Annotated in this window: 13 protein-coding genes; all 13 read left to right on the forward strand. The window is 65.9% G+C overall.

What is annotated here, in order from left to right:
- The first annotated feature begins 11 nt into the window (after window positions 1–11).
- The 13 genes from ACZ5BO_RS21085 (at window position 12) to ACZ5BO_RS21145 (ending at window position 13,021) form a co-directional block, all read left to right on the forward strand.
- On the forward strand, window positions 12–410 hold the full coding sequence (locus tag ACZ5BO_RS21085; protein WP_023093436.1) for a TIGR03750 family conjugal transfer protein: 399 nt from the start codon (window positions 12–14) through the stop codon (window positions 408–410).
- Window positions 407–1,096 carry a PFL_4703 family integrating conjugative element protein gene (locus tag ACZ5BO_RS21090; RefSeq protein WP_023093435.1) on the forward strand — a complete coding sequence of 230 codons (690 nt, stop codon included), beginning with the start codon at window positions 407–409 and terminating at the stop codon, window positions 1,094–1,096. Before ACZ5BO_RS21085 ends, ACZ5BO_RS21090 begins: the two co-directional genes overlap by 4 nt.
- On the forward strand, window positions 1,093–2,019 hold the full coding sequence (locus ACZ5BO_RS21095; protein ID WP_023093434.1) for a TIGR03749 family integrating conjugative element protein: 927 nt from the start codon (window positions 1,093–1,095) through the stop codon (window positions 2,017–2,019). The genes ACZ5BO_RS21090 and ACZ5BO_RS21095 overlap by 4 nt, the downstream gene beginning before the upstream one ends.
- Complete coding sequence (locus tag ACZ5BO_RS21100) at window positions 2,009–3,439, forward strand: TIGR03752 family integrating conjugative element protein (RefSeq protein WP_023657222.1); 1,431 nt, start codon at window positions 2,009–2,011, stop codon at window positions 3,437–3,439. The genes ACZ5BO_RS21095 and ACZ5BO_RS21100 overlap by 11 nt, the downstream gene beginning before the upstream one ends.
- Window positions 3,420–3,860, forward strand: coding sequence for a TIGR03751 family conjugal transfer lipoprotein (locus ACZ5BO_RS21105; RefSeq protein WP_009459662.1), 441 nt, complete (start codon window positions 3,420–3,422; stop codon window positions 3,858–3,860). Before ACZ5BO_RS21100 ends, ACZ5BO_RS21105 begins: the two co-directional genes overlap by 20 nt.
- Window positions 3,860–6,727 carry a conjugative transfer ATPase gene (locus ACZ5BO_RS21110; RefSeq protein WP_023093432.1) on the forward strand — a complete coding sequence of 956 codons (2,868 nt, stop codon included), beginning with the start codon at window positions 3,860–3,862 and terminating at the stop codon, window positions 6,725–6,727. Before ACZ5BO_RS21105 ends, ACZ5BO_RS21110 begins: the two co-directional genes overlap by 1 nt.
- Window positions 6,728–6,740: 13 nt before the next feature.
- On the forward strand, window positions 6,741–7,505 hold the full coding sequence (locus ACZ5BO_RS21115; RefSeq protein WP_023093431.1) for a DsbA family protein: 765 nt from the start codon (window positions 6,741–6,743) through the stop codon (window positions 7,503–7,505).
- Between the two features lie 175 nt (window positions 7,506–7,680).
- Window positions 7,681–8,175 carry a JAB domain-containing protein gene (locus tag ACZ5BO_RS21120; protein WP_023093430.1) on the forward strand — a complete coding sequence of 165 codons (495 nt, stop codon included), beginning with the start codon at window positions 7,681–7,683 and terminating at the stop codon, window positions 8,173–8,175.
- A 162-nt stretch (window positions 8,176–8,337) separates the two neighbouring features.
- On the forward strand, window positions 8,338–8,784 hold the full coding sequence (locus tag ACZ5BO_RS21125) for a TIGR03757 family integrating conjugative element protein (protein WP_023093429.1): 447 nt from the start codon (window positions 8,338–8,340) through the stop codon (window positions 8,782–8,784).
- Window positions 8,781–9,728 (forward strand): TIGR03756 family integrating conjugative element protein, encoded by a 948-nt coding sequence (locus ACZ5BO_RS21130; protein WP_023093428.1) that lies wholly within the window; start codon window positions 8,781–8,783, stop codon window positions 9,726–9,728. Before ACZ5BO_RS21125 ends, ACZ5BO_RS21130 begins: the two co-directional genes overlap by 4 nt.
- Window positions 9,729–9,737: 9 nt before the next feature.
- Entirely contained in the window at window positions 9,738–11,132 is a 1,395-nt protein-coding gene (locus tag ACZ5BO_RS21135; RefSeq protein WP_023093427.1) for an integrating conjugative element protein, read from the forward strand.
- Window positions 11,129–11,485 (forward strand): hypothetical protein, encoded by a 357-nt coding sequence (locus ACZ5BO_RS21140; RefSeq protein WP_023093426.1) that lies wholly within the window; start codon window positions 11,129–11,131, stop codon window positions 11,483–11,485. The genes ACZ5BO_RS21135 and ACZ5BO_RS21140 overlap by 4 nt, the downstream gene beginning before the upstream one ends.
- Before the next feature lie 15 nt (window positions 11,486–11,500).
- Window positions 11,501–13,021 carry a conjugal transfer protein TraG N-terminal domain-containing protein gene (locus ACZ5BO_RS21145; protein WP_023093425.1) on the forward strand — a complete coding sequence of 507 codons (1,521 nt, stop codon included), beginning with the start codon at window positions 11,501–11,503 and terminating at the stop codon, window positions 13,019–13,021.

The raw sequence follows: 13,021 nt of genomic DNA on the forward strand, positions 1-13,021 counted from the left end.
GCGAGGCTGGTATGTCCGAGCAGCAGCACGTCCGTGCGGATGGGACCGTGACGTTCCTTCCGCACCGGCTCAACCGCCATCCCGTTGTCGTGCGCGGCCTCACCGCCGACGAGCTGTGGATCTGCTGCGGCTTGTCCGGCGGCGCCGGCCTGCTGGTCGGCGCGCCGCTGTCGTGGGTGTTCCGCACGATCGCGCTAGCTCCCACGTTCGTCGTCCTGGGCGTGGCCTTGGGCGTGTTTATCGGCGGCGGCATTCTCCGCCGCCTCAAGCGCGGGCGTCCCGACACCTGGCTGTATCGGCAACTGCAATGGCGCATTGCGACACGTCATCCACTGATGGCGGGTTGGGTGGGCGGCCATGTGCTGATCTCACGTTCCGGCTTCTGGACCACCCGAAGGAGCGCGCGATGAGCCGCTTCAAGAACGAGATCACCCACCTGCAGGCGCACATCAAGACGCTTCGCCTGGGGACTGGTGCCCTGATCATCGTCGCCCTGGTCATGGGTGGCGGCTGGTGGAGCGCTCCGCGCGATCTGACCATCCACGTTCCGCCTGACCTGCGCTCCGGCAGTACCAGGAAGTGGTGGGAAGTGCCGCCCGAATCGGTCTATGCGTTCACGTTCTACGTGTTCCAGACGCTCAACCGCTGGCCGACGAATGGCGAAGAGGACTACGCGCGCAACCTCCACACGCTCTCGCCGTACCTCACCCCGTCCTGCCAGGCCTTCCTGCGCGCGGACTACGACTACCGCCGCAGCACGGGCGAGCTGCGCCAGCGCGTGCGCGGTATCTACGAAATCCCCGGCCGCGGCTACGGCGACGACCCCACGGCCCGCGTGCGCGTGGTTTCCGACCGCGACTGGGTAGTGACGCTGGACATCACCGCCGACGAGTACTACGGCGCCGAGCAAGTCAAGCGCGCTCTGGTGCGCTATCCCGTGAAGGTCACGCGGGTGGACGTCGATCCTGCCCGCAACCCGTTCGGCCTGGCGCTCGACTGCTATGAGGGCGCGCCCCAGCGCATCAGCACGCCGGAGCCGACGCGCCCGGCGTCTGGCGGCCTGTCTCCGCAAGCGCCTCAAGGAGAAATCCCATGAAGCATCCTGTACTCACGTTGCTGGGGCTGTTGGCAGTGGCCGCGGCTCCCGCTGTCCAGGCGGTGGAGATCCTGCGCTGGGAACGCATGCCGCTGGCGTTGCCGCTGAAGGTCGGCCAGGAGCGCGTCGTGTTTATCGACCGCAACGTCCGCGTGGGCGTGCCCGCGGGCGTCGGCGAGCGCCTGCGGGTGCAGAGCGCGGGCGGTGCGGTGTACCTGCGCGCCAGCGAGCCGATCGAACCCACGCGGCTGCAATTGCAGGACGCCGACACGGGCGCGCTGATCCTGCTGGACATTGCGGCGGAGCCAGCCAAGGACGGGGAAGCCGAGCTGGAACCAGTGCGCATCGTCGAGGGCAACAGCACCCCGGCGCGCTATGGCGATCAGCCCGGCGATGACAACGAAGCTCCGGCGCGCGCCCAGGACCAGGCCGGCGCGCGAGCGGCGCGACGCGAGACCCCGGTGCCGGTTGTCCTGACGCGCTTCGCCGCACAGAACCTCTACGCGCCGCTACGCACCGTGGAGCCGCTGCCGAGCGTCATGCGGGTGAACCTGCGCCGTGACCTCGACCTCGGCACGCTGATGCCGACGCTGCCCGTGCGCGCGGTCGCGCTCGCGTCGTGGCGTCTGGAAGACCAGTGGGTGACCGCCGTGCGCCTGACCAACAGCAGCAGCGGCTGGATCACCCTGGACCCGCGCGTGCTGCAAGGCGATTTCCTCACCGCCACCTTCCAACACGAGGCGCTTGGTCCCCGCGGGACGCCCGAGGACACGACCGTCCTGTACCTGGTGACGCGCGGGCGTGGCCTGGCGCAATCGCTGCTACCAGCGGTCAACCGCTTCGACCCGGCCGTGCATCTCCCACAACCGGAAGCCAGTTCCCAGGATGGCACCGACCGCAAGGAGGTCCGCCATGCGCAGTAATGGACTCCTGAAGTGGCTGATGATCCCGGTTGCCGTGCTGGTGCTGTTCGTCGCCATCCGGCTGTTCTCGGGTGGCAGCACTTCGGCACCACCGACCGCGGATGCCGGCGCCAAGCTCACTCCAGCGGAAATGAAGGCGCTGGGCATCGAGGGCGATACCCCGCGCGACACCGTGGCGACGCTCGTTGCTCAAGTGAAGCAGTTGCGCACCGAGCTTCAGACCGCGCTCTCGGACAACAAATCCCAGCGCGAAGAAAACCAGCGACTGCGCCAGCGCGAGAACTCCATTGACCAGCGCATCAATTCGGCCCTCGACTCCGAGCGCACTAACCTACGTCGCGACCAAGAGCAGGCAGCCAGCGCGCGCCAGCAGACCGAAGGGCTGCTTGCCGACCTGCAACGGCGCCTGGACAGTATCGGGGGACGTGGCGGCGGCCATGCCGACCTGCCGGTGGGTCTGGGGCTGCGTGACGGCGACGAGGCCGGCATGGAAGGCGGCGTGCGCTGGGTCGAACCCGACGATGCGAGGAAAGTCGAGGGGCGCAACAGCAGTCGTGGCACGGGTAGCGGCATGAGCTTCCCGACGAGCTTCGGCCCCGCACAGAGCACGTTGGAAACCACGGCGGAAACCGTGGCGAACGCAGGCGCACGCGCCGCAGGCGTGAAGAGCGCCAAGGCGGTCTATACCGTACCGACCAATTCGACGCTGATGGGGTCGGTGGCGATGACGGCGCTGATCGGCCGCGTGCCGATCGACGGAACCGTCAACGATCCGTACCCCTTCAAGGTGTTGGTCGGATCGGACAACCTGACCGCCAATGGCATCGACATTCCCGACGTGGCCGGTGCCGTGTTCAGCGGCACCGCATCGGGCGACTGGACGCTCTCGTGCGTGCGCGGCCAGGTACGCAGCATCACCTTCGTCTTCCACGACGGCACGATCCGCACCATCCCCGAAGACCGCGACGGCAACCAGCAGAACAACCAGCAGCAGAACTCTCAAAGTGGAGGCCTGGGCTGGATCAGCGACCCATACGGCATTCCCTGCGTCAGCGGGGAGCGTCGCAGCAACGCCCAGCAGTACCTTGGCTCGCAAGCCCTGATTACCGCCGCCGGTGCCGGCGTCGCCTCGCTGATCGACAGCGACAGCGGCCAGATGTCCTACGTCGGCGCCGACGGCTCCATCGGCAGCGTCGGCATCTCGGGCAATGAAGCCGTGGGCCGCATCCTGGCCGGTGGCGTGCGCGACATGGCCGACTGGGTGAACAAGCTATACGGCCAGGCCTTCGCCGCCGTCTATGTCCAGCCCGGCGCGAAGGTCGCCGTCCACCTCGAAAAGCCGCTTGCCATCGACTTCGATCCCGAAGGCCGCAAGGTCGATCACCGCGCAGGAGAAAGCCATGCTCTCGAACTTGAATAAGGGCCTGGCGCTGGCCCTCGCCGTCGCGGTGCTCGGCGGCTGTGCCACCAGCAAGGAAAAGCTGCTCCCGCACGGCGATAGCACGATGATGGACATCTGGCAGCAGAACGCCGGCGACGGCAGCGGTGGCGCCGGCCAGGTGGCGCGCAGGCAATTGCTCGATGCACGCCAGAGCCTGCGCCGGCCGCTGACCGAGGCCGACGTGGAGGCCGCACCCGCCGAACAGATGCGCTACACGCGCACGGCGCGAAACGAGGTCTATCGCCAGTTCCACCGCCTGCCGAACCCCGACCTTGTCATGTATGTGTACCCGCACCTGGCGGGTACCGACCCCGTGCCGGTTCCGGGCTACACGACAGTCTTCCCCCTGTACCAGCGCGTGCAGTACGCCATGCCGGGCGAGCGCGTGGAGGACTACTGATGCGCTGGAAACTCCCTTGGCCGAAGCTGGCTGCATCCGATGGTGGCAATGACGAGCAGCCGGACGGCTGGCAGCGCCACGTCGAGGCGTTGCGCCAGGCCGGCATCGCCGAACCCGGAGCGACGATCCAGGGCCGCAAGCCGGCGACCGTGGCGGACGAGCAGGCGCTGTACGACGTCGCGCAGTCGTTCGCGGAGCTGCTGCCGTGGGTGGAGTTCCTGCCGCCGTCGAAGTCCATGCTGCTGGAGGACGGGCAATCGGTCGCAGCCTTCTACGAGCTGGTCCCGCTGGGCACCGAAGGTCGGGAGCCTGGCTGGCTCGCGCATGCCCGCGACGCGCTCGAAAACGCGCTCCAGGATTCGTTCGATGAGCTGGACGAGAACCCCTGGGTGCTCCAGCTCTACGCCCAGGACGAACCCAGCTTCGACCAGTACATGCAGACCCTGCGCAACTACGTGCAGCCGCGCGCTCGCGGCACGGCCTTCACCGAGTTCTATCTTCGCTTCTTCGGCCACCACCTGCGCGCGGTGGCCAAGCCCGGCGGCCTGTTCGAGGACACGGTGGTCACGCGGTTGCGCTGGCGCGGCCAGACGCGGCGCGTGCGCATGGTGGTCTATCGCCGGGCCACCGGTCAGGCGAACCGCCGTGGCCAGACACCCGAGCAAATGCTGAACATCGTCTGCGATCGCCTTTGCGGCGGCCTGGCGAACGCCGGCATCCAAGCCCGGCGCATGGTCGCGGCCGATGTTCACGACTGGTTGCTGCGGTGGTTCAACCCACGCCCCACGATGCTCGGGCCAAGCGCTGAGGATCGAGAGCGCTTCTATGCGCTGGCCCGCTATCCCGACGAGGTGGAGGAAGGCGAGATCGAGCTGGCGAGTGGTCGGGATTTCAGCCAACGGCTGTTCTTCGGTCAGCCTCGCTCCGATGCCGGGCACGGCACCTGGTACTTCGACGGCATGCCGCACCGTGTGCTGGTCACCGACCGACTACGCATGCCGCCCGGTACGGGACACCTGACTGGCGAAACCCGCAAGGGGGATGCGATCAACACGCTTTTCGATCAGATGCCCGAAGACACCACGATGTGTCTGACCATGGTGGCGACGCCCCAGGACATCCTCGAATCGCACCTGAATCACCTGGCTAAGAAGGCTGTCGGCGAAACACTGGCATCGGAGCAGACGCTCAAGGATGTGCAGGAGGCGCGCTCGCTCATCGGCAGCGCGCACAAGCTCTACCGCGGCACGCTGGCCTTCTATCTGCGCGGACGCGACGAAGCCGAGCTTGACAGGCGCGGCCTGGACCTCGCCAACGTGATGCTCAACGCGGGGTTGCAGCCCGTGCGCGAGGACGATGAAGTCGCGCCGCTCAACAGCTACCTGCGCTGGCTACCGTGCTGCTACAACCCTGCGCAGGATCGGCGGAACTGGTTCACCCAACTGATGTTCGCCCAGCATGTGGCGAATCTCTCGCCGGCGTGGGGTCGCAGCCAGGGTACGGGCCATCCGGGCAACACGTTCTTCAACCGCGGTGGCGGGCCGATCACGTTTGATCCGCTGAACCGCTTGGACAGGCAGATGAACGCCCATCTGTTCCTATTCGGCCCCACCGGCTCGGGCAAGAGCGCAACGCTCAACAACCTCTTGAATCAGGTCACGGCCATCTACCGGCCGCGGCTGTTCATCGTGGAAGCCGGCAACAGCTTCGGTTTGTTCAGCGACTTCGCCAAGCGCCTGGGTCTGACCGTAAACCGAGTCAAGCTGGCTCCTGGCTCAGGCATCAGCCTGGCGCCGTTCGCCGACGCTCGCCGGCTGATCGAAACGCCCAGCAACGTGCAGACGCTTGATGCCGATGCACTGGATGAAGAATTGCCAGCCGATTCCTCGGTCATGGAGGAGGACGAGCAGCGCGACGTGCTGGGTGAACTGGAGATCACGGCACGGCTGATGATCACAGGCGGCGAGGACAAGGAAGAAGCTCGGATGACGCGGGCCGATCGCTCGCTGATCCGCCAGTGCATCCTCGATGCCGCCGAGCACTGCGTGGCCGAGAAACGCACGGTGCTCACGCGCGACGTGCGCAACGCGCTGCGCACGCGCGGCCAGGACCCGACGCTGCCCGAGATGCGGCGCGTGCGGCTGCTGGAGATGGCGGACGCGATGGACATGTTCTGCCAAGGCACGGACGGCGAGATGTTCGATCGCGATGGCACGCCGTGGCCCGAGGCCGACATCACGCTGGTGGATCTCGCGACCTATGCTCGGGAGGGCTACAACGCGCAGCTCTCCATCGCCTACATCAGCCTGATCAGCACGGTGAACAACATCGCCGAGCGCGACCAGTACCTGGGCCGTCCGATCATCAATGTGACCGACGAAGGCCACATCATCACGAAGAACCCGCTACTCGCGCCCTACGTCGTAAAAATTACAAAAATGTGGCGCAAGCTAGGGGCCTGGTTCTGGCTGGCTACACAAAATATCGACGATCTGCCGCGTGCCGCGGAGCCCATGCTCAACATGATTGAGTGGTGGATCTGCCTGTCGATGCCGCCCGATGAGGTCGAGAAGATCGCACGCTTCCGCGAACTCTCACCCGCGCAGAAAGCGCTGATGCTTTCTGCGCGCAAGGAGGCGGGGAAATTCACCGAGGGCGTCATCCTCTCCAAGAGCATGGAAGTGCTGTTCCGCGCCGTGCCGCCCAGCCTGTACTTGGCGTTGGCGCAGACCGAACCCGAAGAGAAGGCCGAGCGCTACCAGCTCATGCAGCACTACGGCTGCACCGAACTGGAAGCGGCCTTCAAGGTGGCCGAGAAGATCGACCAGGCGCGCGGCATCGAGTCGCCGGCCCTGGAACTGTCGTAAGACGGAGAACGCCATGGAACAGAAACGTCCTTCCATTCCGATGCAGGTCCAGGCGTTCCGCCGCCGCAACGGGCGGCCCCGCTGGCCCTGGGCATTGGCTGCTGTGCTGGTCGCGCTGCTGCTGATCTGGCTTGTGTCGAGGTCGCCCGGCGAATCCCCGCCGCAGCCGCCCACGCCGGTCAGCATGGCACCGGTGGCCGGGCCGCCCTGGCTAATGGGCAACCCCAAAGGCCGTTTCACGCTGACGCTCTATGCTGACCTGGAGTGCCCGTTCTGCCGGGAGTATTTCCCGCAGCTCAAGCGGTGGGTGGGCACCAACGCCGACGTGGCGCTGCAATGGCACCACCAGCCGCTGGCCGCGCACGAGCCGGCTGCGTCGGCCGAGGCACGTCTGGCCGAATGCGCAGCCGAATCTGGCGGGCATGCCGCGTTCTGGCAGGCGGTCGAATGGGTCTATGCCCACACGCGCAGCGACGGCCAGGGCTTGCCGGATGGCTTGCGCTACCCCGAATCGACGCCAGCCATCGAGCAGTGCATGTCAAGCGAAAGACCCAGTGCGGCTATCCGCGCCCAGGCTGCGGAAGCCACCAAGAGCGGCGTAACCGCCACTCCATCACTGCGCCTGCTCGATCGCCAGACGGGCCAGGCCATCCTGCTGCAGGGACCGATCGAGGGCGACGCCTTGTTGTCTGCCATGGACATGCTGGCGGCTGATGGTCCGACCGGCACACCCCCATCCGAAATGCCTGCCGACGTCGTCGGCGACATGCCCAGGTAGCCCCGGTCTTCATGGCTACGGCGCAGTCCGCTGCGCTGACCGCAACCCGTTCGCCTCGCATCCTGGTCGCGAACGATCACCGCTGCCGCGGTGATGGATGCACCTTGTTCGTTCCCCAGGAGGGCTTGCCCTCCCAGGGCGCGCGCCCTCCGATCTCACCGTCTGGAGGTTCGCCATGTCTTTCGTCGTCAACGACTCCTGCCTGGAGTCGCTTTCCGCCACCGCTGCCCAACACGAGGACTGGATCATCCAGCAAGCCATCGTGCTGCTGGAGAGGCGGGTTTTCAAAGCTGGACCGTGCCTCAGCCGACCGGCCGCTGTGCGGGACTACCTGCGCCTGAAACTGGTCGCTGAGCCCAACGAGATATTCGCCGCTGTGTTCCTGAACAGCATGAACCAGGTGCTGGCCTACGAGCCGCTGTTCAAGGGCACGATCAACGCGACTTCGGTCTATCCACGTGTCGTCGTACAGCGTGTGCTGGAGCTGAATGCCGCCGCGGTGGTCTTCGCCCACCAGCACCCCTCGGGCATCTCCGAACCGTCGAGCGCGGATCGCATGCTGACCCAGCAACTGCAGGCCGCGCTGGCGCTCATCGATGTGCGGGTACTGGACCACATCATCGTCGGCCAGGGTTCCCCGTTCTCCTTTGCGGAGTCCGGCCTGCTGTAACGGTCGCATTGCTTCATTGATCCTCGCGGAGGCTTCGGCCTCCGTTTTTTTATTGGCGCGGGACAAGCAGGTATGCGGGCAGCCCGCGATGCGCATTGTTTGTTGGGGTGGCATGAGGTTCGCGTTTGACTATGGCCCTGATCAACTTTCGGGGCACGCGACATGCCGGCATCCTTTTCCACGTTCGCGTCGGGCTGGCGAACCCTTGGCCTGGTTGTGGCGCTGCCGGCGTCCCTGGCCGTGTTCAGCCCCGTCATCTTCGCGGCCGACGTATTGGTCGTCACCGACAGCCACCACCCGGTCAAGACCATGGGCGGCGAGCGGCTGATCGAGCTGGACGAAGCCCGCCGGATTGAAGCGGAGCTTTCTGCTGAACTGCCCGCCGCCCCCGAACAGGCGGCGGCCACCGTCAAGCGTCGGCTGAACCAAGGCGGCGCCGACCTACAGCGCCGCATCGCTTCCGCATACCAAGGCGTCACCGACGCATGGAGCCTGGGCATCACCAGCATCCCGGCTGTCGTGGTGGATCAGCGCTACGTGGTCTATGGCGAGCCGGATGTGGCGCGCGCCGTCGCGCGCATTGAGCAGCGTCGGAGGGCCCAGCCATGAAGCGGCCATTCGACCTTATGCGCCGCATGCGGGCTGGCGTGGCTTCCTTGCTGCTGCTCAGCGCCACGGGTAGCTACGCCTTGAACACCACCGCCATCGTTGCCTCGGTGGCCTCGCCCGATTGCTTGGAGTACCGGGTGGTGGGTATCTGCTACTGGCTCTACTGCACCTGGGGAGGCTGCACGGTGCGCACCTCTGTCAAGGTGCGCCACTACATTCCCGATGCGGTCGTCTCCAGCTACAGCAACACGGGCGAGAACCCGTGGGTCGAAGTCCGGGCGATGAGTACGGCCAACCCGTCCGCCCAAGCGGGCGGCGATGGAACGACGAACGAGGATCACGAAAACAATCTCGCGAAATTCAAGAACGCCGACGTGATCGGCCATCCCGGCGTCGAGGTGTTCAACCAGTTTGTTTCGTCCTCGGGCTACTTCTGCGAGGGCGCGGGAACGGCATTCATGCCGTATCTGCTCAGCACCTTGGACACGCTTGCCTGGCGCTACAACGTGCCCGAGATGGCCTACCCGGAGGCATTGATTCCCGGCATGCGCGAGGTCGGCGCACGCACCACGATGAACCTTTGGGGCAACGTGTATCCCCGCGGCGGCTTCCTACACCAGACCGACGACCACAAATCGGGAGCCGTGGTGGCCCAGCGTGCGGGCGATGTCGTCACGCGCCGCGGGCAGTTGCACGTGTACCAGCCGCTGCTTGCCAATGCCCGCGATGGCTACTGGCCCGCCGGCGCGCTGATGGAGGGTGATGCCTCGACTGGCAAGTGGCAGGAACTCACGCCCGTCCTGTCCTCGTCCTGCACGGTTTTCCCACGCACCGGCTTCCTGACCCAGGCCCAGCAAGGCGACTACGCCTGGGCGCTGTGGCGGCCGTATGCCTGCTGCGAACGCCGTGGACAGGTGTTCCTTGGCAGCGTTGATTTCCTTTGAGGTGTCGCGATGAAGCGTTCCGAATCTATGCAGTTCTCCCCACCGGCTCGTGGCAAGAGGATCTGTTTGGCGCTTACCGGCGCGTTGGTTCTGGCAAGCGGCGTGGCCTGGGGCCAACTGGGCTACCAGACCAGCGGCAACGTCATCGGCGATGACGTCATGTATTCCATCGGCGGCGGCAGCGCCGTTTCGATGGGTCGCGCAGCCGGCATGCGCTCGCTCGGCGTGGGTGTCGGCTGGAACAGCAATCTGATCTGCGGCGACATGAGCATCCAGACCACGTTGAAGAATCAACTCAACGGTGTCACCAATGGCTTTCAGCAGATCATGTCCTCGGTGATCCAGAGTGCTACGAGTGCTGTGGCGTCCCTGCCGGCGTTGATCATCCAGCGGGCAGATCCAGGCCTCTACAACCTGCTCACCAACGGCGTTCTGCAAGCGCGGCTGGATTTCGACCGCTCGAAGCTGACGTGCCGCGCCATGGCCGAAAAGATGGCCGAAACGGCGGGCGGCCAACTCGGCTGGAGCCAGATGGCCGAAGGCATGGCGTTGCGTGATGCAGTGTCGAGCACGGATGCCGTCTCGGCCATCGAGCAGGCCGAGACGCGCCGTGGCAACGATGGCGTGCCCTGGGTCGGGGGAAGCAATGCCGGCGGCTCCGGTCAGCCCGCGATCAAGGTGGTCGGTGACGTCACCCGCGCGGGCTACAACCTGGTCAATGGCCGCGGGGTGACCGACACGTCGGCAATCGCTCCGGCCAGTTGCACGAGCCTGTCGTGCCAAACCTGGACCACGCCGCAGGCGGCCATCGAGTGGGCAACACGGGTGCTCGGCGAGAAGGAGCAGCGCACCTGCGACGCCTGCACCAAGACGGAGACGGTGCCCGGCGTCGGGCTGACGCCCCTGATCCAGGAGGAGTACGACGCCAAGCTGCAGGCGCTCCAAGACCTGGTATCCAAGGCGAAGAACACGACGCCCGAAAACCTGCGGGAGGCCGGCAGTGCGTCGCTGCCCATCACGCGCGGCGTGGTCGAGGCACTGCGCGACGAGCCGGATCAGCACCTCCTGTCGCAGCGCCTGGCGTCCGAGGTTGCGCTGGCGTCGGTGCTGGAGAAGGCGCTACTGCTGCAACGCACTCTGCTGACCGGCAAGAAGGAACCCAACGTGGCGGCCAACCAGCTCGCCGTGGAGGCGGTGAACCACGAGAGCGACACGCTCGATCGCGAGATTCGCAACCTCAAGACCGAGCTGGAGCTGCGCCGGGAGCTGGCGAACAACTCGCCCATGGCGATCATCCAGCGCCACGGCACGCGCGCGGCGGGCTCGCGTGGCATCTACGAAGGCGATCCAGTGCCTGACCGCCTCGATCAGTTGCAGAAGGGCAATCCGGGAGGCCGGCCATGAGCCTGATGCGTGCGACCTGGCTGCGCCCGCGCTGGCTGTTCAGCCGGCGCGCAGCGAAGGCGCTGCTGTGGACGGTGGTACTCGCGGCCGTCGCCGTGAGCGCCAACATCGTTGGCATCTACCTCGTCGGAAGCGTCGCGGGCTGGGAGCGTTGGCTGGCGGCAGCAGCGGGCTACTTCCTGGTCTGGCGGCTGTGCCTGTATGGCGCGACGGCCTACGGCTGGGTCTGGATGCGTCGCCGGCTGCTTGCGCGTGAGGACGACGCGCAAGCGCGGCGCCGCCTGGTGCGCAGCGAGATCGCCGGCGTCGTTGCCATCGTGGCGCTTGAAGCCAGCCTGTTGATGCAGGGTTGAGGGGAGGGCCGAGCCATGACGCTTTTCACGACCGACTACCTGGAGTACTACCTGACCCTGGTGTCCTGGATCGTCAACAACGGCATCTGGGCGGTACTGGTATCCAGCGGGGTATTCGCACTGCCCTTCGTGACGATCATCGTGCAGGAATGGCTCAAGGCCCGTGCGGAGGGTGCCGACGAAGGCAACAAGGGCGTGCTCTCGGCCGCACGCATCGAGAACCGGGTGTTCGTCGCCATCGTAGTGGTGATGTTCGCCGGCATCCCCTTCATCGACGTGGATCTCAACACCATTCAGTACGACAGCTCGCGCTCGGCCCAGTGCCAGGTCAACGTGCCGCAGCCCACGGATACCGGCTGGTCCCAGTCCTTCAGCACCATCAACAACCAGAGTGCCAAGGTGCCGGTCTGGTGGGCCTTCATGCACGCGCTCTCGCGCGCCGTCACCAGCGCCTCGGTGGCGGCAATTCCGTGCGGGACAGACCTACGACAGATGCGCATGGAGATCGACGCTACCCGCATCAACGACCCAGTTCTGGCTCAGGAAGTGGCCGATTTCACACACGACTGCTACGGACCTGCACGCGCTAAATTGTTCATGGCGCGGCCGGAGCTGGACGAAGCTCAAATGAACGACGTGACCTGGATCGGTTCGAGGTTTTTCACGGATACCGGCGGCTACTACGACAGCTACCGTTCCAGCACGGCGCGCGAGTCATGGCCCTATGACGACACCCGCGACGCAGGGCTTGCGCAGGTGGCCAGTGGCGGCGGTTACCCGACCTGCAGGCAGTGGTGGGCCGATGGCAGCAACGGCCTGCGGGCACGGCTGCTGAGCCAGGTGGACCCCAGCCTGTTGAATCGCTTGGCGGGCTGGGCCGGGTTCCTGAGCCGTACCGAGGTGGACGATTCGGTGGTCCGTACCATCGCGTCACCGCGACAGCAGAAGCTCAACCAGGGTTCGGTCTATACCGACTACGGCGGCCAGATCGACAAGACCCTGCCGAACATCGTGACGCGGGCCACGGGGGATGTAGGAATGGCGGTCGGGGCACTTGCCGCATTTCCCGCCATGGACGTGGTGCGCCAGGCGCTGCCCATGGTGCTTGCCTTGCTCAAGATGGCACTGGTCATCTGCATCCCGCTCGTACTGGTCGTCGGAACCTATGACCTGAAGACGGTCGTCACCGTCAGCGTCGTGCAGTTCGCGCTGTTCTTCACCGATTTCTGGTTCCAACTCGCACGCTGGATCGACAGCACCATCCTCGATGCGCTCTATGGGTGGGGCTTCGGCTGGAACCGGCCACACACTAACTTCGATCCACTGGTGGGGCTGAATAATGCCTTTGGCGACCTGCTCCTGATGTTCGTCATGGGCACGATGTTCCTGGTCTTGCCGGGCTTTTGGCTTGCGAGCCTTACCTGGGTTGGGATTCGGGCCGGGCACGTCATCCAGGGGCTTTCAGATGGCAGCAAGAGCGCCGGCCAAGCAGGCGGTAAGGGCGCTGGGGCCCTTACCGGAGGTAAGCTGAAGTAG

The sequence above is a fragment of the Pseudomonas sp. FFPRI_1 genome (assembly GCF_055384485.1).

Coding starts and splice junctions, on each gene's coding strand:
- ACZ5BO_RS21140 (WP_023093426.1), top strand. CDS start 11,129: ATGAGCCTGATGCGTGCGACCTGGCTGCGCCCGCGCTGGCTGTTCAGC.
- ACZ5BO_RS21110 (WP_023093432.1), top strand. CDS start 3,860: ATGCGCTGGAAACTCCCTTGGCCGAAGCTGGCTGCATCCGATGGTGGC.
- ACZ5BO_RS21090 (WP_023093435.1), top strand. CDS start 407: ATGAGCCGCTTCAAGAACGAGATCACCCACCTGCAGGCGCACATCAAG.
- ACZ5BO_RS21125 (WP_023093429.1), top strand. CDS start 8,338: ATGCCGGCATCCTTTTCCACGTTCGCGTCGGGCTGGCGAACCCTTGGC.
- ACZ5BO_RS21130 (WP_023093428.1), top strand. CDS start 8,781: ATGAAGCGGCCATTCGACCTTATGCGCCGCATGCGGGCTGGCGTGGCT.
- ACZ5BO_RS21100 (WP_023657222.1), top strand. CDS start 2,009: ATGCGCAGTAATGGACTCCTGAAGTGGCTGATGATCCCGGTTGCCGTG.
- ACZ5BO_RS21145 (WP_023093425.1), top strand. CDS start 11,501: ATGACGCTTTTCACGACCGACTACCTGGAGTACTACCTGACCCTGGTG.
- ACZ5BO_RS21135 (WP_023093427.1), top strand. CDS start 9,738: ATGAAGCGTTCCGAATCTATGCAGTTCTCCCCACCGGCTCGTGGCAAG.
- ACZ5BO_RS21095 (WP_023093434.1), top strand. CDS start 1,093: ATGAAGCATCCTGTACTCACGTTGCTGGGGCTGTTGGCAGTGGCCGCG.
- ACZ5BO_RS21120 (WP_023093430.1), top strand. CDS start 7,681: ATGTCTTTCGTCGTCAACGACTCCTGCCTGGAGTCGCTTTCCGCCACC.
- ACZ5BO_RS21105 (WP_009459662.1), top strand. CDS start 3,420: ATGCTCTCGAACTTGAATAAGGGCCTGGCGCTGGCCCTCGCCGTCGCG.
- ACZ5BO_RS21085 (WP_023093436.1), top strand. CDS start 12: ATGTCCGAGCAGCAGCACGTCCGTGCGGATGGGACCGTGACGTTCCTT.
- ACZ5BO_RS21115 (WP_023093431.1), top strand. CDS start 6,741: ATGGAACAGAAACGTCCTTCCATTCCGATGCAGGTCCAGGCGTTCCGC.